Source organism: Ligilactobacillus sp. 110_WCHN (genome assembly GCF_030518115.1).
Classification (GTDB): Bacteria; Bacillota; Bacilli; order Lactobacillales; family Lactobacillaceae; genus Ligilactobacillus; species Ligilactobacillus aviarius_C.
Window position 1 is genome coordinate 1 of sequence record NZ_JAULLI010000013.1, and the last position, 25,972, is coordinate 25,972.

Below are 25,972 nucleotides of genomic sequence, written 5' to 3' on the forward strand. Positions count from 1 at the left end.
ATACTTAAAGGAAATTAAGAATCCTTAATAACCCTCAACACTTTTGAATTATATCAGTAAAAATAAACGTATGCAAGCATATTCATCTTATAAGAGACTAAATATTTATTATCCCAGTAAAACGTTTTCGCCCAAGACTTTTATTCTCTTAGTAAAGCGTGTACAATACTTATGCATATAAAAAATTCGAATAGATTTGGCGCCCAATAATTTTTTATTTTTATGGGTACAAAAAAAGAGGTTCAAAATTTGAACCTCTTGATGAATGCGCCAACTGGGAGTCGAACCCAGATTACAAGAACCGGAATCTTGTGTGCGATCCATTACACTATCGGCGCATTACTTTATTATACTAACCTATTCACTATAAAATTGCAACACCTATTTTCAATCTGTGAGGGAAAAAATGAAAATTTCACAAAATTTGAAACAAAAACAGCTGCAAAAGCTTGCAATGACGCAACAAATGCAGCAATCGATCAAAATTTTAAAATCGACTAACGAAGAACTTACCAAACTGATCAAGCAACGCGAGCTCGAAAATCCATTTATCGAAGTTCATGATTCACATCCGCAAAATTCTGAGACGGTTGATTTTACTAACTTAATCTCCAACCGACAACCATCGCTTGATGATTACCTGCTTGACCAGGTTCACCTTACGATGCGCAATACTCCGATCCGGACATTGGTGATCTACTTTATTGAAAATCTAGATGATAATGGTTATTTGAAACTTGACGTTGATCAAATGATCCATGAACAAAAATTTGACCCAACATTGGTTGCGGACGCGTTGACCCTCTTGCATCAGCTTGATCCGCCCGGAATCGGGGCCCGCAATCCCCAAGAATGCCTTTTGCTTCAAGCCGAGCTTGATCCTGGTGCGCCGCAACTCGCGGTTCCAATTTTGCAAAACGACTTTGAACAGCTCGTAAATAAAAATTGGAATCAGATTGCAACTAAATACTCAATTACCGAAGATGATGCGATTGCCATTTTGCACTACGTTCAGACGCTTTCACCTGCTCCAGGTCTCGGATACCAGCATCCCAACACCGAATACATCTATCCTGACCTGAAAGTTACGGTAAATGACAGGATTCCTGCAGTTACACTAACCAAGCATGCACTGCCGCAATTGACATTCAATCAGGAATACTTCGAGGAAATGAACCAGTCGGCTGATCCTGCCGTTCAGTCCTTTGTTAACCAGAAAAAGCGGGAATATGACCAGCTCGATAGCCAGATCAATCAGCGTGAAAAAACAATTTTGATGGTGGGGCAAGCAATTATTGCCCGCCAGCAAAAATTCTTTACGGATCCCACGCATCCGCTCAAACCGCTACTCTTGCGTGACATCGCTCATCAGCTTCAACTTCATGAATCGACTATCAGCCGGGCGGTCAACGGAAAATATTTAAAAACCGACTTTGGAACGTATGAACTGAAGTCCTTCTTTACAACCGCTGCCCGCTATGCGGCTGATCAAGAATTGAGTACCGATTCTGTTCAACGAATGATTCAAGATTTAGTTGCAAACGAAGATCCGCATCATCCGCTTTCTGATCAAAAAATCGTCGATCTTTTAACGGCTAAGGAAATCAAAATTTCACGACGAACAGTTGCAAAGTACCGTTCGCAACTTGGAATTCCATCATCAAGTAAACGAAAGCAATAAAAAAATCATTGGCATTTTCAGCCAATGATTTTTTTATTATTCAACCGTTACACTCTTTGCAAGGTTCCGTGGTTTATCAACATCGTATCCGCGTTGTTCACTTGCGTAGTAAGCAAGTAATTGAGCGGGAATAATTGCAACCAATGATGTTAATAACGGGTGAACCGTTGGCAATACGATTTGATCGGTATCCTTTGCTAAATCTTTTGAAACAATTGAAATCACGTTTGCGCCCCGGGCAACCACTTCTTCTTCGTTACTCCGTGTGTGTGATGCAATTGCATGATCGGTGATAATTGAAATTACCGGTGTTCCTTCTTCGATCAACGCAATCGTTCCGTGTTTCAATTCTCCGGCAGCAAAGCCTTCAGTTTGAATATATGAAACTTCTTTCAGCTTCAATGCTGCTTCAATTGCTGTATCGTAGTCGATTGCCCGGCCAATGTAGAATGCGTTCCGTGCCTTTGCAAGATACTTTTGAGCAAGCTTTTCAATGTCATGCTTTTCATCAACCAATTCCTGCATTCCGTTTGCAACAATTGATAATTCCTTCCGCACATCAAAGTCTTTGGCTTCTTGGTATCCCATGTCAACCCCAAGAGCCTTTGCTAATAATGCTTCAACTGCAATCTGAGCAGTGTATGCCTTGGTTGAAGCAACCGCGATTTCTGGGCCAGCATACAATAATAAGGTATACGTTGCTTCCCGTGATAACGTTGAGTTCGCAACGTTCGTGATCGTTAAGCTTGGATAACCGGCTTCATTAACCTGTGTTAATACTTGGTGGCTATCTGCAGTTTCACCACTTTGAGTCAAGAAAATGAAGAATGGTTTCTTTGATAACAATGGTTGGTTGTAAGCAAATTCGGAAGCAACGTGCACTTCAGTTGGAATCTTGGCAAATTTTTCAAACAATTCATGGCCAACCAACCCAGCATGGTAACTTGTTCCGGCAGCCACAATGTAAAGCCGATCAGCATCTTCGATCGCATTGATCAAATCTTGGTCGATCTTCATTGAGCCGTCTTCATTTGTATATTCTTGAACTAACTTGTGCATTACTGCTGGTTGTTCACCAATTTCCTTCAACATGAAGTGTTCGTAAGCACCCTTTTCTGAAGCACTTGCATCTTCATCAACGTGGAAGGTCTTCCGTTCAACCGGTTGGCCGTTAGCATCTTGAATCTTAATTTCATCTGCAGTTAATTCAACGATTTCGCCGTCATGTAATTCAATGAAATCATGCGTAACATTTAACATTGCCATTGCGTCTGAGCAGACAACGTTGAAGCCGTCACAAACCCCAATCAATAATGGGCTCTTCTTCTTTGCGATATATAAGGTTTCTGGATTTTCACGGTCGATCATCAAAATCCCGTAAGTTGAACCATCATCTAAAACGCTGATCGTCTTCTTGAATGCTTCAAGGGTTGACATTCCTTCCTTCGCAAAATGACCGACTAATTGAACGATCACTTCAGAATCTGTTTCGCCAGCAAATTTAACCCCTTGAAGATATTCTTCTTTCAATTCCTTAAAGTTTGTAATTACCCCATTGTGAACAAGGTAAAACCGACCATCTTCTGAAACATGCGGGTGGGCATTGGCTTCACTCGGAATTCCGTGCGTTGCCCACCGTGTATGAGCAACCCCAATTGTTCCATGAACGTCGTCGCCGATCTTCTTTTCAAGTTCTGAGATGCGACCCTTCGTTTTGATTAAATAATCTTTTCCTTTTTCATCATTAACGTAAATTCCGGCTGAATCGTATCCCCGATATTCCAATTTCTTTAATCCGTGAATCAATAATTCAACTGCGTTGTCGTTTCCGACTTCACCGACAATTCCACACATAATGTTATCCTCTTCCTGTTTATCAATTTAAGATTTTTATAATTGGTATAGATTAATTTAAAATGATATTAATCAATGCAATTAATAATATATCCATGTTTTGATTAAATGTCAAACATAAAATCAATTATTGGTATAGGACTATACCAATATCAAAAAAGAGATCAAAAAGAGGATGCAACCGCAATTGCATCCTCTTAGATATTAATTAATTACCGCCGAATGTTTTGCCGAATTTCAGCTTTCAAGAACAATTTTGTAACGTCCGCTTCAATATCAGCAACCATCCGTTCAAACATTTCGTAACCATCTGCTTGGTATTCAACTAACGGATTCAATTGACCATATCCCCGCAATCCGATTGATTGCCGTAATTGGTCCATTTCATCAATGTGGTTTGTCCAGTGGTCATCAACGACCCGCAAGATAACAACCTTTTCGAATTCAAGCATTTGAGCGGGATCGTTCAGTTGTTTTGCTTTGCCTTGATAGTTTTCTTCTGCAAGATCCATCAAGTAGTCTTGGATTTCTTCCGGGGTCTTGCCGGCAAAATCATTGACCGTGATGCTGCCTTCCTTAACCATGTTAGCTTCTGCAAATTCAACCAAACCATCTAAATCCCATTCAGACTTGTCACCTTGAGTCCGAACTTCAACGGCGTGTTTAACCGTCCGACGAATCATTGGCATAATAACGTCTTTCAAACTCTTATCTTCAAGAATTACTTCTTGACGTTGCTTGTAAATGACTTCCCGTTGAGCCCGCATAACATCATCGTATTGAAGAACTTGTTTCCGGGTATCGTAGTTGTTCCCTTCAACCCGTTTTTGAGCAGATTCAACTTGCTTGGTGATCATCTTTGATTGGATAACTGCTTCGTCATCGGCAACCTTCATGCTTTCAAGCAAATCCTTGATCTTTTCTGAACCGAACCGGAGCATCAAGTCATCTTCAAGTGAAAGATAGAATTGTGACAATCCTGGATCACCTTGACGACCTGAACGTCCCCGCAACTGGTTATCGATCCGCCGTGATTCGTGCCGTTCAGTTCCGATAACGGCAAGACCGCCTAAGTCACGCACGCCAGGTCCTAACTTAATATCAGTCCCACGACCAGCCATGTTCGTCGCAATCGTAACTGCGCCGCGTTGACCAGCATTCGCAACAATTTCCGCTTCCTTAGCGTGATTCTTCGCGTTCAAAACAGCGTGTGGAATACCACGTTTATCAAGCAATTGTGAAAGGTATTCAGATGTTTCAACCGCAACCGTTCCGACTAAGACTGGTTGGCCAGCTTTGTGACGCCGTTCAATGTCATCGGCAACCGCATTGAACTTGCTCTTCAATGTTGGGTACAACAAGTCTGGACGGTCATCCCGAATAACTGGTTTGTTAGTTGGAATCGTAATAACTTGCATGTTGTAGATTTCACGGAATTCTTCTTCTTCGGTCTTCGCTGTTCCGGTCATTCCGGCTAACTTGCTGTACATCCGGAAGAAGTTCTGATACGTGATGTTAGCCATGGTCTTCGTTTCTTCTTGGATTTCAACGTGTTCCTTGGCTTCAATGGCTTGGTGCAATCCATCTGAATAACGCCGACCATCCATTACACGTCCAGTAAATTGATCAACGATCAAAACTTCACCCTTTTGAACAACATAGTCTTTATCCCGCAACATAATGTAGTTTGCCCGTAAAGCATTGTCCAAGTGGTGATTCAATGCTGTGTTGTCCGGATCGAACAAGTTTGTCAATCCAAAGTACTTTTCAGCTTTTTGAATTCCTTCTTCAGTCAATGAAACGGTCTTTGATTCAAGATCAATGTTGTAGTCTTCATCTTCAGTTAATGTTTTCGCAAACCGGTCTGTCCGAACATACAATGACGTTGAACCCGTTGCTTGACCAGAAATGATCAATGGCGTCCGCGCTTCATCGATCAAAATTGAGTCTACTTCGTCGACGATCACGTAGTTCAATGGCCGTTGAACCATATCTTCTTTATAAACAACCATGTTATCCCGCAAATAGTCGAACCCAAGCTCACTGTTTGTGGAATATGTGATGTCCGCATTGTATGCTTCCCGTTTTTCTTCTGGTGACTTGCTTGAAACGTTTAATCCAACCGTTAATCCAAGCCACTTATATAATTCACCCATTTCAGTTGCGTCACGTTCTGAAAGGTATTCGTTAACCGTAACAACGTGAACCCCTTTCCCTGAAAGAGCGTTCAAATAAACTGGCATGGTAGCTGTCAAAGTTTTTCCTTCACCAGTCTTCATTTCAGCAATGTTACCTTCATGAAGAACAATTCCACCTAAAACTTGAACGTGGTACGGGTATAAGCCCAAGACACGCTTAGCACCTTCACGAGCAACGGCAAATGCTTCTGGAAGCAAATCATCTAATGTTTCGCCGTTTTGATATCTTTCTTTAAATTTCGGTGTTTGAGCTTTTAATTCTTCATCTGAAAGCTTTGCCATTTGATCAGCATAGCTTTCAACCTTATTTGCAATTTTATTTAAGCGTTTAATTTCGCGTTTATCACTTTCAACCCATTTTTTAAGAATATTAACCATATCTGATTCCCTTCTAAAGTTTTCATTTGGTTAATTGAAAAATATACCAAGTCTAATAATATCATTTTTCAACGGCTTTTCAAACCGCTAAAGAAGCGTTTCTTCCCTTTTATGAAAAATTTAATTAAAAAATTTAGTTATTTTGCCGTTAACATTGAAAAGAGGCCGCACTAACCTAGCGCAGCCTCTCCCACGGTAATGCCCACTTTACCGCAATTTCGATTTAGTTTTTAATTAATTATTCTTCATTAATATCAATCAAACCGTACCGACCATCACGCCGCCGGTAAACAATGTTAATGTCGTCATTTTCAGCATCTTTGTAAATAAAGAAGTTATGCCCAAGCATTTCCATTTGCAAAACTGCTTCTTCGCTGTCCATTGGTTTAACGGCAATGTTCTTTGTTCTTACGATTTCAATTTTCTTTTCATCAGCTTCGCCTTCAACGTCGTTAACGAAGTCTGCATGGTCAAAGCCCTTTTCACGTGACTTACGGTTCACCTTTGTCTTGTGTTTCCGAATTTGACGGATCAATTTATCGGTAACCAAATCAATGCTGCCATACATGTCAGTTGATGTTTCTTCTGCACGCAATACCAAGTATGGAAGCGGAATTGTAACTTCCACCTTCGCCGTCTTATCTGGATATGTCTTTAAATTAACATGCGCCGTTGCATTGATATTTTGATCCAAATACTTTTCTAATTTGGAAACTTTCTTTTCGATATAGTCCCGAATTGCCGATGTTACTTCAATATTTTCCCCGCGAACGTTAACCTTTAACATAATAATTTCTCCTTTCACAACTGAGTATCACTACTCAAAAGAGACCTCTCATCTCTTCACTTTTATTATATCCGAAAACGCTTTAATTAACAATCAATTGCATTAATTTAAATAAATCTTAACGTGCAAGGGTAACTGACCGAATCTCAGCCGCGCCGGCTTTTAGTAAGAGATCTTGCGCATGATAAAGGGTGCGGCCCGTTGTGTAAATATCATCGATCAATACTACAAATTGATTTTTGACTTTCGCAGGAGATTGCAAAATAAACGGCTGTTGCGTTTGCATCCGTTCTACCCGGTTTTTATGCGATTGTTTGACTTGATGTCGATCGTCATCCATCACCAGCCACTGTTCAGTCTTCAAATTCGCAGTTAATCCTTTTACCTGGTTAAATCCCCGCTCACTAACCATGGTTTGCTGATCAACTGGAATAATACAGTACTTCCATTTGCGTTGCGGATATTTTTGCCGAATAAACTGTTGAAATTCGGCTTGAAAAACCTTTCGTAAATAGTAATCGCCCGCAAATTTATACTGTTCAAAATAATCCCGCATTGCTTCGTTATGATAACAATATAATGCCTGATTATCCAAAAGCGGTTTTCCCACTTTTCGCCACCGCACACAGTCAGCACAATATTGTGAAGCACACATCCGTCCGCATCCCATACAAGTTGGACCGTCAATTCGCTGAAAGCAGCTTTGGCAATCATCGCAAATGAATTTTTCTTTAAAAGGATCTAGTGAAAAAATCCACGCAAGGCTTAATGAATATTCTAAGTCACGTTTGCATAATAAGCATTTACGATTCATGGAGTAATTTAGCCGCCTTTCGGTTTAATTGTTTTATTTGCCTTGCCGCTTGCTGAACCTTTAAAGAATAATATCTGATCACAAAATATACGTCTCCGGTGGGGCGCTCCCGACTCCGTCCGACCCGGCCGGCAATTTGAACCAGCGATGACCGTGAAAAATTTGAATCATTGGCATCCCAAACCATTAAATCCAAATTTTTAAACGTCACGCCCCGCTCTAAAATCGTTGTTGTTACTAAATACCGGTACTCTCCATCTCGTAACCGTTGCACCTTTTCGAGACGCTGCGGATCATTGGCGTGGACCGTATCCCCGGCTACCGTTGAAGGAACAATTTTTTGGATCGCTTCATAAAGCGGCGCAAGCATTTTTATCCGCGGAACAAAAATTAAAAACGGTGTTTGCTGCGTAACCCACTTTAGAATGATTTTCCGAAGTTTAGATGACAGCTTTTGGTGATCAATCTGCCGCTTCATTTGACGCTCAACCATAAATTTAATTTCAGGGAGCTGATGCTGATGAAACCGTAATGGCAGGTAGTCAAGGGTCAGCTGACGTTTTCGAATCATTTTCATCGAATTTTCATCTGGCGTCGCCGTTAAATAAAGCATTACGCCGTTTTCCTTACATGCATTCTTTGCCCCGGCTGCAAGGCTTAAATTATTTACGTATGGAAAAGAGTCGACTTCATCGATGACTAAAACATCAAATGCATGGTAAAACTTCATTAACTGGTGGGTCGTGCACACCGTCAATTGCGAATAAAAATATTGATTTGCCTGTCCGTGAAGCAGCAAACAATCAACGTTTGCAAATGCTGCTTGAATTCGTGGAAATAATTCATTACAAACATCAATTCGCGGCGATGCAAGCGCAATTCTTTTCCCCTGCCGAATACTTTCCGTTAACATCGGAAACAGCATTTCCGTTTTGCCCGCTCCGGTAACTGCCCAAACTAAATGATTTTGCCGGTGCGCAACCTTTTCGATCAGTTGCTGCGCGCATTGCGCTTGAAACGGCGAAAGCGTCCCCTTCCACGTTAAAATTTCAGATGGAATGTCAAACTGATTCGGTTCCCTAATCCGATAAAGCTTATTCCAGTTTGTTAATCGCCCAAATTGAATACAATTACGACAATAGTAGTCACCATTAGGCAACATCGCCTCATTCAACGGTGTGCGTCCTAAACAACGTTGGCAACACACTTCAGATCCAGATTTTAAAAGCGCATTCTCACCGGTTAAATTTAATTGTATAATGTCATCAGGCGCTAGTTGACGGTCCGTTACTTGGCGACCGTATAATTGGGAAATCTCCATTTTCATCCCTCCACTAATAACTACGCAATTGTTTATCATTTTGGAGCAATCATGAAAGAAAATTATCGTACGATTCGCCAGTCAGGAAATTTTTCGCAGATTATCAAAAAATCGGAATTTATCTGCTCAATTGCCCGCTGTCAATCAGAAAAAGAAGCCCTTGATTTTATCGACCAAGTTTCAAATCTACATAATAAGGCCCGGCATAATTGCTTTGCATTTATGGTCGGATTAAACGATCAGATTCAACGTGCAAGTGATAACGGTGAGCCGTCTGGAACTGCCGGCGTCCCCATTTTAAACGCGCTCAAACAAAACCATTTGCATAACGTGGTCGCAGTCGTCACCCGTTACTTTGGCGGAATTAAATTAGGAACCGGCGGATTAATCAGGGCATATAACGGCACAACGGCCGAAGCGATTCGCCAAATTGGAATCGTTGAGCGCATCGGAATGAACGAGGTTCAGTTTCAGGTTGAATATTCGCGCTTTGAAAAGGTTAAATATTATTTAGAACAGCATGATGTTCACCTTTCTTCAACTGACTATGCGGAAAAAATTACCCTGACTGTTCTGCTTCCACACGCTGAAATCAATCACTTTGAAGAAGTCCTTCAAAATTTTCTCGGCGTGCAATTATCATTTACCATCGGCAAAGAAAGTTATGCTGATCAACCAGTTGAAAAATAAAAAAACGGTAAGGAAATTATTATTCCTTACCGTTTTTATGTTCGCTTGATTTTAATACGATCCGTTTGATCAAATTCAAAAGCGGTTGGTGATTGCCGCCGACCAATCCAATCAATTCAACAAAAATTTCAAGTCCAAGCAACGTTGCAATCGTCAGCAACAATGAACCAAAAATATTTGAGATTGGATAAAGCAATGAAATAAACGAGAAAATCAATGCGATTCCATAAATTACCAGCACTGTTTGCCGGTGCGATAATCCCATCTGCATCAACCGGTGATGCAAGTGGTGCTTATCAGGTTTCATAATCGGTTTCTTATTTAATGCCCGTCGAATAATCGCAAAAACCGTATCTGTGATTGGAACTCCCAAAATAATTACCGGGATAATGATCGAAATAAACGTTGCGTTCTTTAGTCCAAACAACGCAAACACTGAAATCATAAAGCCGATAAATAACGATCCGGTATCCCCAAGATAAATCGTCGCAGGGTGGAAGTTATATGGTAAAAAGCCGATCAGCGCAGCCACCAGCGTCGCAATCATCAACGAAATAAACGTATTCGTAACGTTTAAAAAGAAATACCCGGTCAATGCACTGGTTGTGAGGGCAATGATCGCAATCCCCGTTGCCAATCCATCAAGCCCGTCGATCAGGTTAATCGCGTTTGTAATTGCCAAGATCCAAATCAACGTGATCGGCAAGCTCAACAGTCCGAGCTTAACCGTTCCGGCAAATGGAATCGTCAGCGTTGTCATTCGGATATGGGCAACATAGTAAACGACCAGGGCCGCCGTTGTTAATCCAATCAATTTTTGAAATGGTTTTAATTCATAAATGTCATCAATAATTCCTGTAATCAATACAATGCACTGCGCAATAAACAGCGCAATCATCATCCGCATTGGGTATTGGCCATGCAATAAAACAAAGTTTGTAAAGTTAAATGCAATAAAAATTGCTAAGCCACCCATCGTCGGCATTGTTTTCTTATTTACCCGGCGTGCATTTGGCTTATCAACCGCGCCCACGCGAAATGCAAGCTGCCGTACCACCGGAACAAGCAATGCAGAAATTAAAATTGTTGCGAAAATCGACGCAAAAATTTTATACATAGGATGTCCTCTTTCTGTTATCCGTATCATCAATTCGACACGATACTACCTGATATCATATCATAATTAACCTGCCAAGGGGGATGAATATTGAAAATCACACCTTAATTTTCAAATTAAATTCACGTTTAAAGTTCAATATGATACGATACATGGAAGAGAAAGAAGGAATTTTTATGCAATATGATACCTTGCTTTTCGACATTGACAATACATTACTTGACTTTGAAGCTGATGAAAGCCAGGCTTTAAAGCGTCTTTTTGATTTTGTCGGAATTGAATTGACCGCTGATCTTCATCAAAAATATTCAACTTATAATCAAAGTCTTTGGCGGAAACTGGAACGTAATGAAATTACCCGTGAAGAACTCCTTGCGACCCGTTTTAACGCCTTCTTTAAAGAAAACTTTAACCGCGATGTAACGGACTTAAATTTGAATGACCGGTACATTAATTACCTAAGCGACGGTCATGATTTAATGCCCCATGCTGCCGAACTTCTTCAACTGCTCGAACAAAACCCAGCAATTCGGCTTGAAGTTGCCACCAATGGCGTTCCGCAAACCCAATACAAACGCCTTAAGGAAGCCGAAATTATGAATTACTTTGATCACGTTTTCGTTTCCCAAGAAATCGGCGTCAATAAACCCAACATTGAATTTTACAATTATATCGAAGATCATCTTGAAAACTTTGATGCTCGCCGAACATTGATGATCGGCGACTCGCTTACATCTGATATTCAAGGCGGCAATAATGCCAACATCGATACGGTATGGTTCAATCCGCAACACCTTGAAAATTCGTCATCGGCCCAGCCGACCTACGAAATTGATGATTTATTACAAATTAAAAAGCTTATCTAAATAAACAAAAAAACAGTGTGATTTTTTCAACCACACTGTCTTTTTGTTTATTTATCAGATTTTACATCATACCGCCCATGCCGGCATCTTGTTGAGGAGCATCCTTTTTTTCTTCTGGCTTATCAGCAACAACTGCTTCAGTTGTTAATAACAATGCTGATACGGATGCGGCATTTTGAAGAGCTGAACGGGTAACTTTAGTTGGGTCTACGATTCCAGCTTCAACCATGTCTTCCCACTTGTCTGCGGCTGCGTTGTAACCAACACCGTCTTTTTGTTCTTTAAGTTTTTCAACAATTACAGAACCTTCAAGACCTGCGTTTTCAGCAATTTGACGAACTGGTTCTTCCAAAGCACGTTTTACAATGTTGATTCCAGTTTGAACGTCGCCTTCTTCTTTCAATGCAGCAACATCCTTAATGGTATTTACTAATGCTGTTCCACCACCAGGAACGAAGCCTTCTTCAACGGCTGCACGAGTAGCGTTCAAAGCATCTTCGATCCGGTACTTTTGTTCTTTCAATTCGGTTTCAGTTGCAGCACCAACCTTGATTACAGCAACCCCGCCAGCTAATTTAGCTAACCGTTCTTGCATCTTTTCTTTATCAAAGTCAGATGTTGTTTCAGCAATTTGCTTCTTGATTTGGGCAACCCGTTCTTCGATTTTGTCCTTGTCGCCTGAACCTTCAACAATTGTTGTGTTTTCCTTTGTAACGGTTACCTTTGCAGCTGAACCTAATTGATCGATCGTTGTGTCTTTCAATTGTAAGCCAAGGTCATCTGTGATTACGGTCCCACCTGTCAAAATAGCGATATCTTGGAGCATTTCTTTCCGGCGATCACCAAAGCCAGGAGCCTTAACGGCAACAACGTTGAATGTTCCCCGAATCTTGTTCAATACAAGGGTTGGTAATGCTTCACCGTCAACGTCATCAGCGATGATCAACAATGGACGACCTTGTTGAACAACTGATTGTAACAATGGTAAGACTTCTTGGATGTTTGAAATCTTCTTGTCAGTGATCAAGATGTATGGATTGTCTAAGTCGGCTTCCATCTTGTCTTCATCAGTTACCATGTATTGTGATAAGTAACCGCGATCGAATTGCATTCCTTCAACAACATCTAATGAAGTATCAATTCCTTTTGATTCTTCAACGGTGATTACCCCATCATTACCAACTTTTTCCATCGCATCAGCAATAAACTTGCCGACTTCTTCGTTAGCAGCTGAAATTGAAGCGATTTGTTGGATATCACTCTTTGATTCAACCTTGTGTGACATCTTGTGTAATGAATCAACGGCTGTCTTCGTTGCCTTTTCGATTCCTTTCCGGATTCCAACAGGGTTGGCGCCAGCAGTAACGTTCTTCATTCCTTCGTTTACGATTGCTTGAGTCAATACTGTTGCAGTTGTTGTTCCGTCACCGGCAATATCATTTGTCTTTGAAGCAACTTCAGCAACTAACTTGGCACCCATGTTTTCAAAGTGGTCTTCTAATTCGATTGCCTTGGCAATTGTAACCCCATCATTGGTAATTGTTGGGGCACCATATGATTGTTCCAAAACAACGTTGCGGCCTTTAGGACCAATTGTTGATTTAACAGTATTAGCTAATTTATCAACACCTGCAAGCATCTTTGCACGTGCATCTTCTGAAAACTTAATTTCTTTTGCCATGAAATATCACCTCTAAGTAAATTTAATTAGTCTACGATTGCCATGATGTCGCTATCACGAACAATTAAATAATCTTCACCATCGTACTTAACTTCAGTACCTGCATATTTATCAAATAAGACTTTATCGTCAACTTTTACACTAGGAACAGCCTTTTGACCGTTATCTAACATCTTACCATCGCCAACTGCGATTACTTTTCCGGTTTGTGGCTTTTCCTTAGCATTGCTTGCTAAAACGATTCCGCCAACTGTTTCTTCTTTTTCTTTTTCAACTTTTAAGACTACACGGTCTCCTAATGGTTTAAGCACAATAAATCCCTCCATTTTTTAGCACTCGATAGTTTCAAGTGCTAACTGATTACAATTATTACTATATACGCTTTGTTTCTAAAAAGCAAGGATTTTTTATCACTCGAACCTCGAGAGTGCTAATTTAATTTTTGATGATGGCTGAAACATGCTACAATACAAGTAAATTCACAATAACGAAAGAAGTTGAACTCATGGCAATTGAGAAGAATTCACTCTCAATTTTGATTGGCTACCTCGCCTTAATGATCGCCCAAATGCTTGCGCAGAAACTTTGCTGGGGAACCCAGATGCTTTACCCCGTTTTAACCGTCATCGGTCTGCTTGGAGCATTGATTATTTGGAAGCTAAACCAAAAATACAGTTATCAAAATATCATTGAAAAAAAGCAATCCAACCTTAAAAAGACTATTTTATGGGGATTAAGTGGTGCGTTGCTAGTCATTTTAGGTCAGGCAGTAACCCTAACGCTTGCCCACGTTCTTTTTCATCAATCACTGATTTCACAAAATACAAATGCCTTGATTACCGTTTTTCACCATTCGCCAATTTACTTACTTGATATCGTGATTGCGACCCCCATTGTTGAAGAATTGATTTTCAGAAAAATTTTCTTTGGAAACTTAACTTACTATTTTAAACCATGGATCGCCGCAATCATTTCAAGTTTTCTCTTTGTGATTGCTCATCATGACGGTCATTTTCTTACGTACTTCGTTATGGGATGTATTTTTGAATTCATCTATTATAAAGCACACGACATTCGGGCATCAATGATCGCCCATGCTGGATTGAATTTAATTACCCTTCTTTTATGGGGAATTCACTAAAAAAAATTTGACGTGATAAAATAGGAAACAGGACTTTTTAGAAAGCAGGTGACATTTTGCTCCTTCTTCAAGCACAACACGTCGCACGCCACTTTGGAGCGGATGTTTTATTCGAAGACGTTAACCTTGATATTCAGGACCACTCCCGGATTGCTCTTGTCGGCCGGAATGGTGCTGGAAAATCAACCCTGATCAAAATGATTATCGGTGAACAGGAACCAAGCGAAGGCCAAATCGTAAAGAAAAAAGGCCTTTCAATCGGCTACCTTGCCCAAAATACCGGTTTAGAATCTGATCAAAAAATTTATGATGAAATGGAAAGTGTTTTCCAACCATTAATTGAAATGGAAACCCAGATCCATCAGCTTGAAAGTCAAATTGCTGACCCGAATGCTGATTCGGAATCAGCAGCTTACCAGCAGCTTTTAAAAAATTATGATCAGCTGATGCACGACTTTAAAGAACAGAACGGCTATGGCTATGAAAATGAAATTAAAGCCGTCTTACATGGATTAGGCTTTGAAGATGCCGACTTTGACCGCCCTGTCAGTTCACTTTCCGGTGGTCAAAAGACCCGGTTGGCCCTTGCCAAACTCTTGCTTGAAAAACGCGACCTCTTGATTTTGGACGAACCAACAAACCACTTGGACATTGACACCCTTACCTGGCTTGAAGGCTATATTCAAAATTATACGGGCGCATTGCTGATTGTTTCGCACGACCGGTACTTCTTAGATCGGATCGTTAACGAAGTCTACGAAATCAGCCATCATAAATCAAGCCACTATACCGGTAATTACAGCCAGTATATTAAGGAAAAAGATGCCCGATTAAAGGCTCAATGGAAGGCGTATGAAAAGCAACAAGCCGAAATCAGCCATCTTGAAGACTTTGTTAATAAAAACATTGTCCGGGCTTCAACAACTAAACGGGCTCAAAGCAAACGCAAACAACTTGATAAGATCGACCGGCTTGAACGCCCCGAAGGATATGAAAAAGGCCCGCATTTTGAATTCACGAGTGATCAGGAAAGCGGCGACATCGTTCTTCAAGTTGAAGACGGAGCCATTGGTTATGACCAGCAAATTCTTGCTGAACCAATCAACTTTGAGCTGCGAAAACACAAGGTGCTTGCCATCGTTGGGCCAAACGGAATTGGAAAATCAACTCTTCTGAAGAGTATTTTAGGCCAAATTCCATTTATTAAAGGCAGCGCCCGGTTTGGCACCAACGTCCACCCTGGATACTATGATCAGGAACAGCAAAGCCTTCACGAAAACAAGACGGTTTTAAACGAAATTTGGGATGAACACCCGACAACGCCGGAAAAGGATATCCGTTCAATTTTAGGAAGTTTTCTTTTCCAAGGTGACGCCGTTCAAAAGATGGTTCATAGTCTCTCCGGAGGGGAAAAGGCCCGCTTGATGCTGACAAAGCTCGCTATGCGGCACGATAATTTCTTGATTCTTGATGAACCGACGAACCACTTAGACATCGAAAGTAAAGAGGTTTTAGAAAAGGCATTATTGAATTTCAACGGAACGGTTCTATTTGTTTCACACGACCGGTACTTTATTAATAAAGTTGCCACTGAAGTGATTGAAATCAGTCCCGAAGGCAGCACCCTTTATCTTGGAAATTATGACTACTACGTTGAAAAGAGACAGGAACAAGAATTGCTTGCCCAAGCAGCAGCTGCAAAGGAAAACCCAGCTTCAGCCGAACAACCGAAGCAACCGTCTGCCGGAATGCAAAATTATAAGCAAAGCAAGGAACGGCAAAAGCAAGAACGGAAGCTTCGCCGGACAGTTGATAAACTTGAAAATCAAGTTGGCGACCTTGAAGACCAAAAAGCAGCGATCGAACAGCAAATGACTGATCCGGAAGTCTTTAATGACGTTGCCAAAATGCAGGACCTGCAAAAACAACTTGAAAAAGTAACAACTGACCTTTCAGCTGCTGAAGATGAGTGGGAAGAAAAATTACTCGAACTTGATGAATTTGAAAATTAAAAAAGGAGGTTGTGATGTATATCGCAACCTCCTTGCTATATCAGCATAATCGAGTTTCAAAACAAACGAGCTAAGTGGAAGGACGCAAGCCTCCGAATCTATGCTGACGCGATTCGTTCGCTTTTCTGCTTCCACCACGCTCGTTTTTAACGTTTTGTCACACCTTGTTTTTTAATAAATTTTTTCTTCGCGTTCCAATAAAAGATTGGCAATCGTCATGATAATAATCAATCCCAAGAAGCATGCTGTTACAAACGTCCATGAATGGAATAGCGTATGGCCGTATCCAAATAAAAACGGTCCAACTGAAGCAATCAAATAACCGCCTGACTGACTCATTCCGGATAATTCTGCACTATGTTCTGGAGTTGTTGCCTTTAATGAGAAAGTCGTCATTAAGTATGGGAATAAAGCGCCAGCAGCACACCCAATCAATAAACTGACAATTAACCAATATGTAAAGGATGATTGTTGCCAGAAAAGCATCACGATTCCAATGATTCCCAAAGCATCAAAGAATCCCATCAATAACTGGCGTTTGCGCAGCGAAATGGCTTCAACAATTGCAGGTAACACGAGTGCAAGCGGAATTCCAATCAATGAATAAATTCCTGATAAGTTTCCGGCAAGGGTTTGCGAAAGTCCGGCTTCCGTTGCCATTGTTGGCAGCCACGTTAACCCCGTATAAAATAATAAAGATTGCAAACCGCTAAACACAAGCATGATCCATGCTTTTGGGGTCCGCCATGCTGATTCGCGGTGTTTGGTTTGTTTTTGCTCATCCGTCGAAGACTGGGCTTGAACCTGCTTTTCGCGTTTAATGTTCGGTAACCAAATTACAAACGTGATTGCTAGCAAAACGGTCAATACAATAATGACCATTTGCCATGAACTATGCTGGGTAATCGGAACCGCCAATGCCGACATTAACGCGGTGGCACAGGTCATCACGGTCGTGTAAATCGCTGTCAGTTTGCCGATCTTATTTGGAAAATACGTCATTACCGCTGACGGCATCAAAACGTTTAACATTGCGATGCCAATTCCAATCAAGGCGGTCCCGATAAACAGGAACGGAACATTCACGATTCGGAGTAACGATCCGATCATCAATAAGATCAACACCCCGGCAAATGTCCGGGCAATTCCGACTTTCTGGGCAATGCGTGGCGCGATCGGCGAGAAAATTGCAAACATCAGCAACGGAATCGTTGTTAAAATTCCCAACGAACTGACACTAATATGCAGTCCGCGGGCAATGTCCGTTAAAATTGGTGGAATTGACGTGAATGGAACCCGCAAAATCAGCCCCATCATGATCAATCCGAAAAATAAAAATTTTGAACTCTTCTTCATTGTAATCTCTTTTCTAAAAAGAAAACCATATCCTTTGCGAGCAAATGTTTAACAAAACATCACCGCCAGATATGGCTCTCTTACTTATTTATTCTATTCATTGATCCAGTCAAATTCCAAACTTGGATCAGCATTTAAATCAAGGCCAGCCCGGACGCCATGCTTATACCTAACGTATCCCGCAGCGCCAATCATTGCAGCATTATCCCCGCATAATTTAAGCGGTGCCTTTAATAATTGGACATCTGGAAAAGCCTTTAATTCTTGGTCAAGCCGTTCCCGTAAGCCTTGGTTGGCAGCAACTCCGCCCGCAAGGATCAGTTGTTTGACCGGGAACTTCTTTAACGCATGAACAGTCTTGGCAGCTAAAACATCAACAACACTGGCTTCAAAACTGCAAGCTAAATCGGCTTTATCCAGCGTTTTGCCAACTTGTTCAGCGTGATGAACCGTATTGATAAAGGCACTCTTTAAGCCGCTAAAACTGAAATCAAAGTTGTCTTCCTTTTCCATTGCCCGTGGAAAATGGAATGTATCTTTTCCTTGATGAGCTAACTCATCAATTTCCTTGCCGGCAGGATAATTGATTCCAAGAACCCGGCCGACCTTATCAAAGGCTTCACCAGCAGCATCATCCCGGGTTTCACCAATGATTTGAAATTTATTTTCCCGTGGCAAGTAAACCAATTCCGTATGGCCGCCTGAAACCAATAGTGCCAAGGCCGGAAACTTAATTTCGTCAACAAACCGGGCTGCATAAATATGGCCTGCCATATGGTTAACCGGAATCAGTGGTAAATGATGAGCAAATGCAACGGCTTTGGCTGCCATTACCCCAATCAAGAGTGATCCCACAAGTCCCGGACCGTATGTTACTGCAACGGCATCCAAATCGTCATAGGTTACCCCTGCTTCTTCGAGGGCATCCTTAATGCAGGTTGTAATAATTTCGATGTGGTGCCGGCTGGCAACTTCAGGAACCACGCCGCCAAACCGCTGATGACTTTTAATTTGAGTCGCAACAATATTTGCCAGTACTTTGCAGCCATTTTCAATTACCGCAACACTGGTCTCATCACAACTCGATTCAAATGATAAAATTAAATTCCGCTTTTCCACGATTACTTCTCACCTTTAAGTAAATATCCATATTCATATGCATTTTCATCATTGTCGCTAAAATAATGATGCTTAATGCGTTCTTTCTTAAATCCTAAATCGCCATAAAACTTTTGACCTTGGAGATTGCTTTGACGAACATCGAGTGATACCCGCCGGCACCGTAATTTCTGTGCTTCAGCAATCACAAACTTCAACATCTTAGTTGCAATTCCACGACGCTGAAATCGCGGAACGATTGCAATATCCGTGATGCGCGCTTCGCCATGAGCATAATTGCAAGCAACATATGCAACCACGCGGTCTTCAAATCGCACTAACAACACAAGCTGGTTAGCAACATCTTGGATCTGCTTTTCAAACACGGCGTAGTTAATTGGCGTTTTCCCGTTATAAACCGCCCGTTCAACCGACAACATTTCCGGAATTGATGAAACAACTGCCCGACAAAAAAGGTAATCCTGATCATCAAGGGTTACGGTTTGATTTTCAAAGTCAATTTTCTTGTCATCTGCTCCTGGCGAAAGCAAATGTTCAAATTTCTCTTTAAACTTTTTCAATATAGTTGGCATGCCGATCCTTCTCCTCAGGGTGTTTTTCCATCCATTGTAATTCAGCTTGAGTTAACCGCCGATATTGAGGAACAAAGAAATCAATATCAACCGGATCCATTGTTCTTCCCAATCTGCCTAAAACTGCAGCTTGAGGAAGTTGAAAGTCAGCTGATGCAAACGTTGCTTGAGCGCCTAAAACTTGAGCACTCATTTCAGCAAACTCGTCCTTTTGCGGACCAACAAACATGATTGGCTGGTGCAAGTCTTGAAGTTGAGCAAGTAAGTTCTTAAAACTGATATGCTGATCTTCAATCACACTAACTAATTGACCATCTTTCCATTGGTATGCCCCCGCAAACACATTTAAGTTCCGGGCATCAAAGTATGGAACGATCACCCGGTCTGTCTCCGGGTCAATATTGGCTGCAACGGTTTTTAAACTTGAAACCCCAACAAGTTCCTTGTTAAGGGTCGAAGCTAAAACCTTCGCCGTTGTTACTCCGATCCGAAGTCCTGTATATGATCCAGGGCCTTCAGCAACAACAAACCGATCGATATCTGCAACATCTAAGTGACTGTCTTCCAGTAATTCAGCCACGACCGGCATTAACGTTGTACTGTGATTGCGTGAAATATTCATCGTCTTGGTTGCCAAAAGATGATCGTCATCTAAAACCGCTACGCTTAGCGGCTGGTTTGACGTATCAATTGCTAATATTTTCATTTTTTTCGTCCTTATTAATTAAAATCATAAACATAATACCACATACATGAAGAATAACAACCTTCACGGCCTACTTTAATTCTTGCCATTCAACCTTTGCGGTACAGCTGACCTTATCGCCAACCCGAATTTCATGGATCGATTCCAACCGTTCTTCATCAAAGTGCGTCAAACTATCAACGACTTCGCCAGACCGAACTTCATTTTTATAAACGATGTTAAACTGTTTAACTTCGTGCGTCCGCAAAAATTCTTCCGGTAATGTATCAAGCATCCAATCAAAGTAGTGAATGTTATTCACGTGCTGGTTGCTGTCGATGTCCATAAAGCGGACACGATACTTCTTCGTGATCTCCGCTTCTTCCGGTTTCAAAGCCGGTGGAACTGCTAAGCGTTCAACCTTCGTCGTATAATCGCCTTCATACGGACCAACGATTTCATCTTTAATTCGGGCAATTTTCCGCTTTTCCTTATCCATTAAGCAAAAGACAGTGTGCATCTTAACAATCTCTTCACCCTGTTCATCTTCCATCATAAAGTCCCGGTAGCAGAAATACCGGTTATATGATTCAGCCTGGGTCGTGATCTTAACCTTTTCATGATCGACTGGAAGCCGTTTGACATCAATAATATTCTGGCTTACGATCCATCCATATCCCATTGAATCAAGCTTTTCGGTTGAGATTCCAAGATTCGAACTTTGATCAGTTGAAACCAACATGCACAGGTCGACCAAATTTCCAATATTCAACCGCCCAGTCACATTGGTTTCAAAATAAACAACTTTATGTTCTTCGGTATACTTTTTTCCTGGCACAGTGCCCACTCCTTAAAACTAACTTTTAATTCAGCCCATGATACTCGTTATAAACGTCCTGTTTCTTTAAGTGATTGTTCTTTGCAACTTGTTTAATAGCGGCATTCGGTTTCATTTGATGATCATCGATCAATTGTTGAACCTGGTCTTTCAGTGACCCGCTAACCTTTTCCGGTTGGGTTTCTTCCGGATGTGCGTTACCTTCAACGATCAAGACAAACTCGCCGCGAACTTCTTCCTGTCCGCTCCATTCAACCGCATCGGCAAGTGTTCCGCGTAAATACTCTTCATACCGTTTTGTCAGTTCCCGGCACAAAACAATTTTCCGCTCTTCGCCAAAAACGGCCATCAAGTTTTTCAACGTTTTATTCAAGCGATGCGGGGCTTCATAGAAAATCATCGTTACCGTTTGCGAATTCAACTTTTCAAGAACCGCCACCTGTTCCGTCTTTTTCCGCGGCAAAAAACCGTAGAACAAGAATGGTTGGGGAACAAGACCAGAAGCAATCAAAGCTGTCAATGACGCACTTGGTCCGGGAAGCGCAATCACCCGGATTCCTTCGGCCGCGCATGCTTCAACCAATTCATGTCCCGGATCACTGATCGACGGCATTCCCGCATCACTGACCTGGGCAATATTCTTGCCATCTTTCAGCATTGCAATCAATTCAGGAATGCGCTCCTGAGTATTAAACTTATGAAAACTGATCTGTTTTGTGTGGATATCAAAGTGATTTAACAGTTTCTGGGTGTTCCGCGTATCTTCGGCAGCAATATAATCTGCCTGCTTTAACGTTTCAACCGCGCGGGGCGTCATATCGTTTAAATTTCCGATCGGGGTTGGAACTAAATACAGCGCTCCAACCTGCGGATCGACATTTTGAAAACTACTTACCTTTTGAATCGCCATCGATTTCTCTCCACTTTTCTCCGTAAATTATATCCTGGCAAAAGATACATTCATCATCCGTCCGGCGCGAACCAAAATACTGGGTACATACATGGAATCCTTCATGATAAAGGTTTTCCAAGTTTTGCCGCGACCGGGAAAGACCGCTGTTTTTCTTTGTTTTCTTATTATTTTCAAGTTCAGCAAGCCGCTCGCGCAAATGCGTATTTTCAACTTCAAGCTGGTTGTTCTTTTCAATAATCTGCGTCATTTGGTTCCGCATCAATGAAAGGGTCGCTGCCATTTCATTTGCTTGAGCTTCCATCGTTTCAAAACTATCGTATAATTCTCCTTTATCCATTCCTATCATATCCTATCTTTTGTGGTAGCAGCGGCATAACCGCAATGTTAATCCTTCTAATACATTTTGATATGAAACGTTAACTGCCAGTTGGTTCCAGTAATTCATCACCAATTCAACGCCCTTGGTCAGCTGGGAAGCTGGGATTTGTTCAGCTGCCTGAGCAAGCATCTGCTTTTCGGTGATAAATGCAACTTCGGCCTCCTGATGATACCGCAATAAAATCAAATCCCGGCAAATCATGACCATCAATTCCAAAAGGCGTTCTTGAGCAGGCCGTTCATCAACTAACGGCATCAACCGGGTCTGAACATAGACAAATGCCCGCCAATCATCCGCTAAAATCGCCTTCATCCAGTTCACAACTTCGGTAAGCAATTTCTGAAACTGTTCATCGGTCCCTAACGCGACCAGTTCATCAAAATCAGCATTTAAGTTCACCAAAACAGATCCAACCGCCTTATCAACTCCAGCATCCATGAGCTTTTTCAATTGGGTTTCCCGGTTTAAGCTCGCCATTTCAACAACCTGGCACCGCGAAACGATCGTCGGCAAAATCTGATTGGCATGACTTGAAAGGAGAAACGCCGTAATGCTGCCGTTCGGTTCCTCAATGAATTTCAGCAAGCTATTGGCTGCACTCGTCGTCATCTTTTCAACGTCTTGAATGATGAAAACTTTCCGGTTACCTTCCAACCCGCTTTTAGAAAATTCTGATTTTAAGTACCGGACCTGATCGACCTTGATCGACCGTCCTTCAGGAGTGATCCGCACCACGTCAGGATGTTCATTTGCAGCAATCCGCCGACATTCCGAGCATTTTAAACATGGCGTTCCATCCGCGTTGCGCTGATTGCAGAAAATTCCCTGAGCGATCCAAACTGCAAGACTAAGCTTGCCTGTTCCGGATGCTCCGCTTAATAAATACGCGTGTGCAAGGTGATTTTCATTTATCAGTTTCGCAAAATGCTGCGTTAATTGTGGTTGAATTGCTGTGATCTCCTGCTCCATGATTCCTCCATCAAATCAATACTGTTCAAACTGAGCAACATCGAGGACAAAAACCGTTGCGCCGCCAATGCTGACTTGGCGCGGATAATTATTATGCACCCCTTCAACGTGGGTATCGACTCCGACTGGCGGGGTAATAAACTTCCGCCGTTTCTTCGAGACATGCTTTATAATTTCAAGCACCTCATCAACCCGTTGATCATCAATTCCAATCAAAAAAGTTGAGTTTCCGGACCGCAAAAAGCTGCCGCTCGATGCAAGTTTTGTCGCCCGCACATCATGCTCGATGAACTGGTTGCTTAATTGATCGCTATCTTTATCTTGAACAATTGCGATTACTAATTTCATTCGTGCTCCTTAACCTTTAAAAACTGTTTCAAAATTGCAAGCACATCGTCAGTTACCTTCTCAATTGACTGACTGGCATCAATAACCTTTATGCGTTGCGGATTATCTTGAGCAAGTTTTAAATATCCCTGATGGACCCGGCGGTAAAAATCAAGCTGATCTTTATCTAACCGGTTGACTTCATCCTGCCGGTTATTCTGAATCCGACTTAATCCGACTTCCGGATCGATTTCAAAATACAACGTCAGATCCGGCGTTAACCCATTCGTTGCAAATTCATTGATTTTGGCTACGGCATCCATTCCGATCTCACGGCCAGCGCCTTGATACACTAATGAACTGTCAACGAAGCGGTCACTCATGATAATTTTGCCGTTCTTCAACGCTGGCAAAACATTTTCAACCAAGTGTTGCCGCCGCGCCGCTGCAAACAGCAACGCCTCCGTCCGGGCATCCATTTCGGCATATTCTTCGCTTAAAATAATCTTCCGAATTGCCTCCGCAATCCGATTGCCGCCGGGCTCACGACTATACATAAAGCGGTCAGCGTCCGGCGACTGTTCAAAGGCTTTAATTACATTTCGAATGACGGTCGTTTTCCCTGACCCGTCAAGGCCTTCAAACGTAATAAACTTTCCACTCAATGCCAACAACTCTCTTCAATATTAATACTTTAATTGTACTTTAATTTGGAAGAATTCTCCAATAGATTTGTTAAATTGTCTTTTTATTTTTCGCAATCAAAAAGCATATAAAAACACCCTGCAAGCTTCCACTTGCAAGGTGTTTTCCCCTAACAAATATCCTAAAATATCTTCCTGATTCTCTAAGTCCTACTTCTATCTTATCAAAATTTGCATAGTTTAATAAAATATAATCATTATACTAGTATCTATTCAAAAAGCATTTTAACTATTTTCTAACCTAAAGTAAGTTATACTAACAATGAAAGGAGTCTTTACAATGAAATTATCACTTACCTCTGAAGCAGCGTCCAAATTGACACCGCTCTTTGACGATCCAGATTCAATCGTCCTACTTGATTATGGTGACGGCAATGGCTTTTTAGCAGAAGGCAAAACCGAATGCACCTTGAACCAAGCGTTTCGAATTTTGATTGTCCACAAAGACTGTGATTTTCACGAATATAATCAAAATTTAGCCACTTCTTTAGGAAATTTCTATTATAAGGATTACACCAAGATGTTCATGGATGACGAAATGACAATCAAATTAAATCCTCATGACCAGCAACTATCCTTACACGGTCAATATCGCGGAATCATTACTGCAAACCTGAAAATTTTAGATTATCGTGATCAAGAAAATGATAATCGATATCATTTATAAAAAAACAGGCCTGCGATTTTCATCGCAAGCCTATTTCTATCGAACAATCACTGATTCTTGAATTTTAGCCTTTACTTTCCGATGTTTTGCTTCGCGGAAAAGGAATTCAAACTTCGCCCGGGCAATTTGCTCACTTGCCAGCAATTCTTCCGTTGACATGGTTGCTAACAAATCGTCGTTGTGCCGGATGTTATTGAATTCATCCTTGGCCAATTCAATATCAGCTAATAGTTTTCGATCATATTGTTTCTTCAATGTTTCTTGATTGCGTTTTTTTCTTCCAAATCCAAACATTACAGTTCTGTCCGCCCTTCAATCGCCTTAAATAAGGTCATTTCATCTGCATATTCAATGTCGCTGCCGACCGCTAAGCCGTGAGCAAGCCGGGTAACCTTTACCCCAGCCGGTTTGATCAACCGCGCAATGTACGTTGCGGTTGCCTCCCCTTCCGGAGTAGCATTGGTTGCCAAAATCACTTCTTTGATTTGGTCATTTTGCTGCAGGCGCTTGATCAAGCCCGTAATGTTGATATCTTCCGGACCTTTCCCTTCAATTGGTGATAAAACGCCATGCAAAACGTGGTACAAGCCATGATATTCCCGCATCTTTTCAAGCGACATCACGTCTTTTGGCTGTTCCACAACGATTACCTGGCTTTGATCCCGTGATTTATCTGCACAGATCACGCATGGATCGCTTTCAGTAATGTTGCCGCAAATGCTGCAGAAATGCAGGTCCTTCTTTGCCGAAACAAGGGCCTTGGCAAAGTTTTCCACATCTTTTTCATCCATATCAAGGGTGAAAAATGCAAGCCGGGTAGCCGTTTTGCTGCCAATTCCCGGCAACTTCGTGTAACTATCGATCAATTTTGCAATTGGTTCTGGATACTGCATTTAATCACCT

The 25,972-nt window shown here is 41.5% G+C and carries 26 protein-coding genes and 1 tRNA gene; 6 read left to right on the top strand and 21 right to left on the bottom strand.

The window, feature by feature from the left end; genetic code table 11:
• Window positions 1-266 precede the first annotated feature (266 nt).
• Window positions 267-338: transfer RNA gene (locus Q3C15_RS05580), tRNA-Arg, on the bottom strand.
• A gap of 68 nt (window positions 339-406) precedes the next feature.
• Between Q3C15_RS05580 and rpoN the strand changes: the two genes are divergently transcribed.
• Window positions 407-1,681: an RNA polymerase factor sigma-54 gene (gene rpoN, locus Q3C15_RS05585; protein ID WP_302704601.1), complete on the top strand. Its 1,275-nt coding sequence runs from the start codon at window positions 407-409 to the stop codon at window positions 1,679-1,681.
• 36 nt (window positions 1,682-1,717) lie between these two features.
• Here rpoN and glmS read toward each other — a convergent pair whose 3' ends face one another.
• The 5 genes from glmS to Q3C15_RS05610 all read right to left on the bottom strand — a co-directional run bounded on the left by glmS (window position 1,718) and on the right by Q3C15_RS05610 (window position 9,033).
• Window positions 1,718-3,535 (bottom strand): glutamine--fructose-6-phosphate transaminase (isomerizing), encoded by a 1,818-nt coding sequence (gene glmS, locus Q3C15_RS05590; protein WP_302704602.1) that lies wholly within the window; start codon window positions 3,533-3,535, stop codon window positions 1,718-1,720.
• 212 nt (window positions 3,536-3,747) lie between these two features.
• A complete protein-coding gene (secA, locus tag Q3C15_RS05595) occupies window positions 3,748-6,111 on the bottom strand; it encodes a preprotein translocase subunit SecA (protein WP_302704603.1) in 2,364 nt (787 codons plus the stop codon).
• A gap of 238 nt (window positions 6,112-6,349) precedes the next feature.
• A complete protein-coding gene (gene raiA / locus Q3C15_RS05600; protein WP_057826750.1) occupies window positions 6,350-6,898 on the bottom strand; it encodes a ribosome-associated translation inhibitor RaiA in 549 nt (182 codons plus the stop codon).
• Between the two features lie 118 nt (window positions 6,899-7,016).
• On the bottom strand, window positions 7,017-7,508 hold the full coding sequence (locus Q3C15_RS05605; RefSeq protein WP_302704604.1) for a ComF family protein: 492 nt from the start codon (window positions 7,506-7,508) through the stop codon (window positions 7,017-7,019).
• 193 nt (window positions 7,509-7,701) lie between these two features.
• Complete coding sequence (locus tag Q3C15_RS05610) at window positions 7,702-9,033, bottom strand: DEAD/DEAH box helicase (RefSeq protein ID WP_302704605.1); 1,332 nt, start codon at window positions 9,031-9,033, stop codon at window positions 7,702-7,704.
• Between the two features lie 51 nt (window positions 9,034-9,084).
• Here Q3C15_RS05610 and Q3C15_RS05615 point away from each other — a divergent pair, with 51 nt between their 5' ends.
• Window positions 9,085-9,723 carry a YigZ family protein gene (locus Q3C15_RS05615; RefSeq protein WP_302704606.1) on the top strand — a complete coding sequence of 213 codons (639 nt, stop codon included), beginning with the start codon at window positions 9,085-9,087 and terminating at the stop codon, window positions 9,721-9,723.
• A 19-nt stretch (window positions 9,724-9,742) separates the two neighbouring features.
• Here the strand turns inward: Q3C15_RS05615 and Q3C15_RS05620 are convergent, their stop codons facing one another.
• Window positions 9,743-10,840 carry a glycosyltransferase family 4 protein gene (locus Q3C15_RS05620; protein ID WP_057826754.1) on the bottom strand — a complete coding sequence of 366 codons (1,098 nt, stop codon included), beginning with the start codon at window positions 10,838-10,840 and terminating at the stop codon, window positions 9,743-9,745.
• A gap of 176 nt (window positions 10,841-11,016) precedes the next feature.
• Here Q3C15_RS05620 and Q3C15_RS05625 point away from each other — a divergent pair, with 176 nt between their 5' ends.
• Entirely contained in the window at window positions 11,017-11,706 is a 690-nt protein-coding gene (locus Q3C15_RS05625) for a YjjG family noncanonical pyrimidine nucleotidase (protein ID WP_283596971.1), read from the top strand.
• A 61-nt stretch (window positions 11,707-11,767) separates the two neighbouring features.
• Here the strand turns inward: Q3C15_RS05625 and groL are convergent, their stop codons facing one another.
• A complete protein-coding gene (gene groL / locus Q3C15_RS05630; protein ID WP_204779261.1) occupies window positions 11,768-13,387 on the bottom strand; it encodes a chaperonin GroEL in 1,620 nt (539 codons plus the stop codon).
• A gap of 26 nt (window positions 13,388-13,413) precedes the next feature.
• Entirely contained in the window at window positions 13,414-13,698 is a 285-nt protein-coding gene (gene groES / locus Q3C15_RS05635; RefSeq protein ID WP_057826757.1) for a co-chaperone GroES, read from the bottom strand.
• Between the two features lie 194 nt (window positions 13,699-13,892).
• Here groES and Q3C15_RS05640 point away from each other — a divergent pair, with 194 nt between their 5' ends.
• Entirely contained in the window at window positions 13,893-14,528 is a 636-nt protein-coding gene (locus tag Q3C15_RS05640; protein ID WP_204779260.1) for a CPBP family intramembrane glutamic endopeptidase, read from the top strand.
• A 56-nt stretch (window positions 14,529-14,584) separates the two neighbouring features.
• The gene (locus tag Q3C15_RS05645) at window positions 14,585-16,540 is read left to right on the top strand and encodes an ABC-F family ATP-binding cassette domain-containing protein (RefSeq protein WP_302704607.1); all 1,956 of its coding nucleotides are present in this window, start codon (window positions 14,585-14,587) and stop codon (window positions 16,538-16,540) included.
• A 171-nt stretch (window positions 16,541-16,711) separates the two neighbouring features.
• Here the strand turns inward: Q3C15_RS05645 and Q3C15_RS05650 are convergent, their stop codons facing one another.
• The 10 genes from Q3C15_RS05650 to tmk all read right to left on the bottom strand — a co-directional run bounded on the left by Q3C15_RS05650 (window position 16,712) and on the right by tmk (window position 24,363).
• Window positions 16,712-17,896 carry an MFS transporter gene (locus Q3C15_RS05650; RefSeq protein WP_302704608.1) on the bottom strand — a complete coding sequence of 395 codons (1,185 nt, stop codon included), beginning with the start codon at window positions 17,894-17,896 and terminating at the stop codon, window positions 16,712-16,714.
• A 93-nt stretch (window positions 17,897-17,989) separates the two neighbouring features.
• A complete protein-coding gene (tsaD, locus tag Q3C15_RS05655) occupies window positions 17,990-19,018 on the bottom strand; it encodes a tRNA (adenosine(37)-N6)-threonylcarbamoyltransferase complex transferase subunit TsaD (protein ID WP_302704618.1) in 1,029 nt (342 codons plus the stop codon).
• On the bottom strand, window positions 19,018-19,587 hold the full coding sequence (gene rimI / locus Q3C15_RS05660) for a ribosomal protein S18-alanine N-acetyltransferase (RefSeq protein WP_057826762.1): 570 nt from the start codon (window positions 19,585-19,587) through the stop codon (window positions 19,018-19,020). The genes tsaD and rimI overlap by 1 nt, the downstream gene beginning before the upstream one ends.
• Window positions 19,562-20,293 carry a tRNA (adenosine(37)-N6)-threonylcarbamoyltransferase complex dimerization subunit type 1 TsaB gene (gene tsaB, locus Q3C15_RS05665; RefSeq protein WP_302704609.1) on the bottom strand — a complete coding sequence of 244 codons (732 nt, stop codon included), beginning with the start codon at window positions 20,291-20,293 and terminating at the stop codon, window positions 19,562-19,564. Before tsaB ends, rimI begins: the two co-directional genes overlap by 26 nt.
• Before the next feature lie 70 nt (window positions 20,294-20,363).
• A complete protein-coding gene (locus tag Q3C15_RS05670; RefSeq protein ID WP_283596975.1) occupies window positions 20,364-21,110 on the bottom strand; it encodes an acyl-[acyl-carrier-protein] thioesterase in 747 nt (248 codons plus the stop codon).
• A 25-nt stretch (window positions 21,111-21,135) separates the two neighbouring features.
• Window positions 21,136-22,020: a 16S rRNA (cytidine(1402)-2'-O)-methyltransferase gene (gene rsmI / locus Q3C15_RS05675; protein WP_302704610.1), complete on the bottom strand. Its 885-nt coding sequence runs from the start codon at window positions 22,018-22,020 to the stop codon at window positions 21,136-21,138.
• Window positions 21,998-22,360: a DNA replication initiation control protein YabA gene (locus tag Q3C15_RS05680; RefSeq protein ID WP_057906573.1), complete on the bottom strand. Its 363-nt coding sequence runs from the start codon at window positions 22,358-22,360 to the stop codon at window positions 21,998-22,000. The genes rsmI and Q3C15_RS05680 overlap by 23 nt, the downstream gene beginning before the upstream one ends.
• Window positions 22,361-22,372: 12 nt before the next feature.
• The gene (holB, locus tag Q3C15_RS05685; RefSeq protein ID WP_302704611.1) at window positions 22,373-23,371 is read right to left on the bottom strand and encodes a DNA polymerase III subunit delta'; all 999 of its coding nucleotides are present in this window, start codon (window positions 23,369-23,371) and stop codon (window positions 22,373-22,375) included.
• 15 nt (window positions 23,372-23,386) lie between these two features.
• Window positions 23,387-23,719, bottom strand: a complete 333-nt coding sequence (locus Q3C15_RS05690) for a cyclic-di-AMP receptor (RefSeq protein WP_064208458.1) — start codon at window positions 23,717-23,719, stop codon at window positions 23,387-23,389.
• Entirely contained in the window at window positions 23,716-24,363 is a 648-nt protein-coding gene (tmk, locus tag Q3C15_RS05695) for a dTMP kinase (RefSeq protein WP_278852231.1), read from the bottom strand. Before tmk ends, Q3C15_RS05690 begins: the two co-directional genes overlap by 4 nt.
• 319 nt (window positions 24,364-24,682) lie before the next feature.
• Here tmk and Q3C15_RS05700 point away from each other — a divergent pair, with 319 nt between their 5' ends.
• Window positions 24,683-25,069 (top strand): iron-sulfur cluster biosynthesis family protein, encoded by a 387-nt coding sequence (locus Q3C15_RS05700; protein ID WP_302704612.1) that lies wholly within the window; start codon window positions 24,683-24,685, stop codon window positions 25,067-25,069.
• 36 nt (window positions 25,070-25,105) lie between these two features.
• Here Q3C15_RS05700 and Q3C15_RS05705 read toward each other — a convergent pair whose 3' ends face one another.
• Together Q3C15_RS05705 and recR are read right to left on the bottom strand one after the other, a co-directional pair.
• On the bottom strand, window positions 25,106-25,363 hold the full coding sequence (locus Q3C15_RS05705; RefSeq protein ID WP_057826770.1) for a YaaL family protein: 258 nt from the start codon (window positions 25,361-25,363) through the stop codon (window positions 25,106-25,108).
• On the bottom strand, window positions 25,363-25,962 hold the full coding sequence (gene recR / locus Q3C15_RS05710) for a recombination mediator RecR (protein WP_064208455.1): 600 nt from the start codon (window positions 25,960-25,962) through the stop codon (window positions 25,363-25,365). Before recR ends, Q3C15_RS05705 begins: the two co-directional genes overlap by 1 nt.
• Window positions 25,963-25,972: the final 10 nt, after the last annotated feature.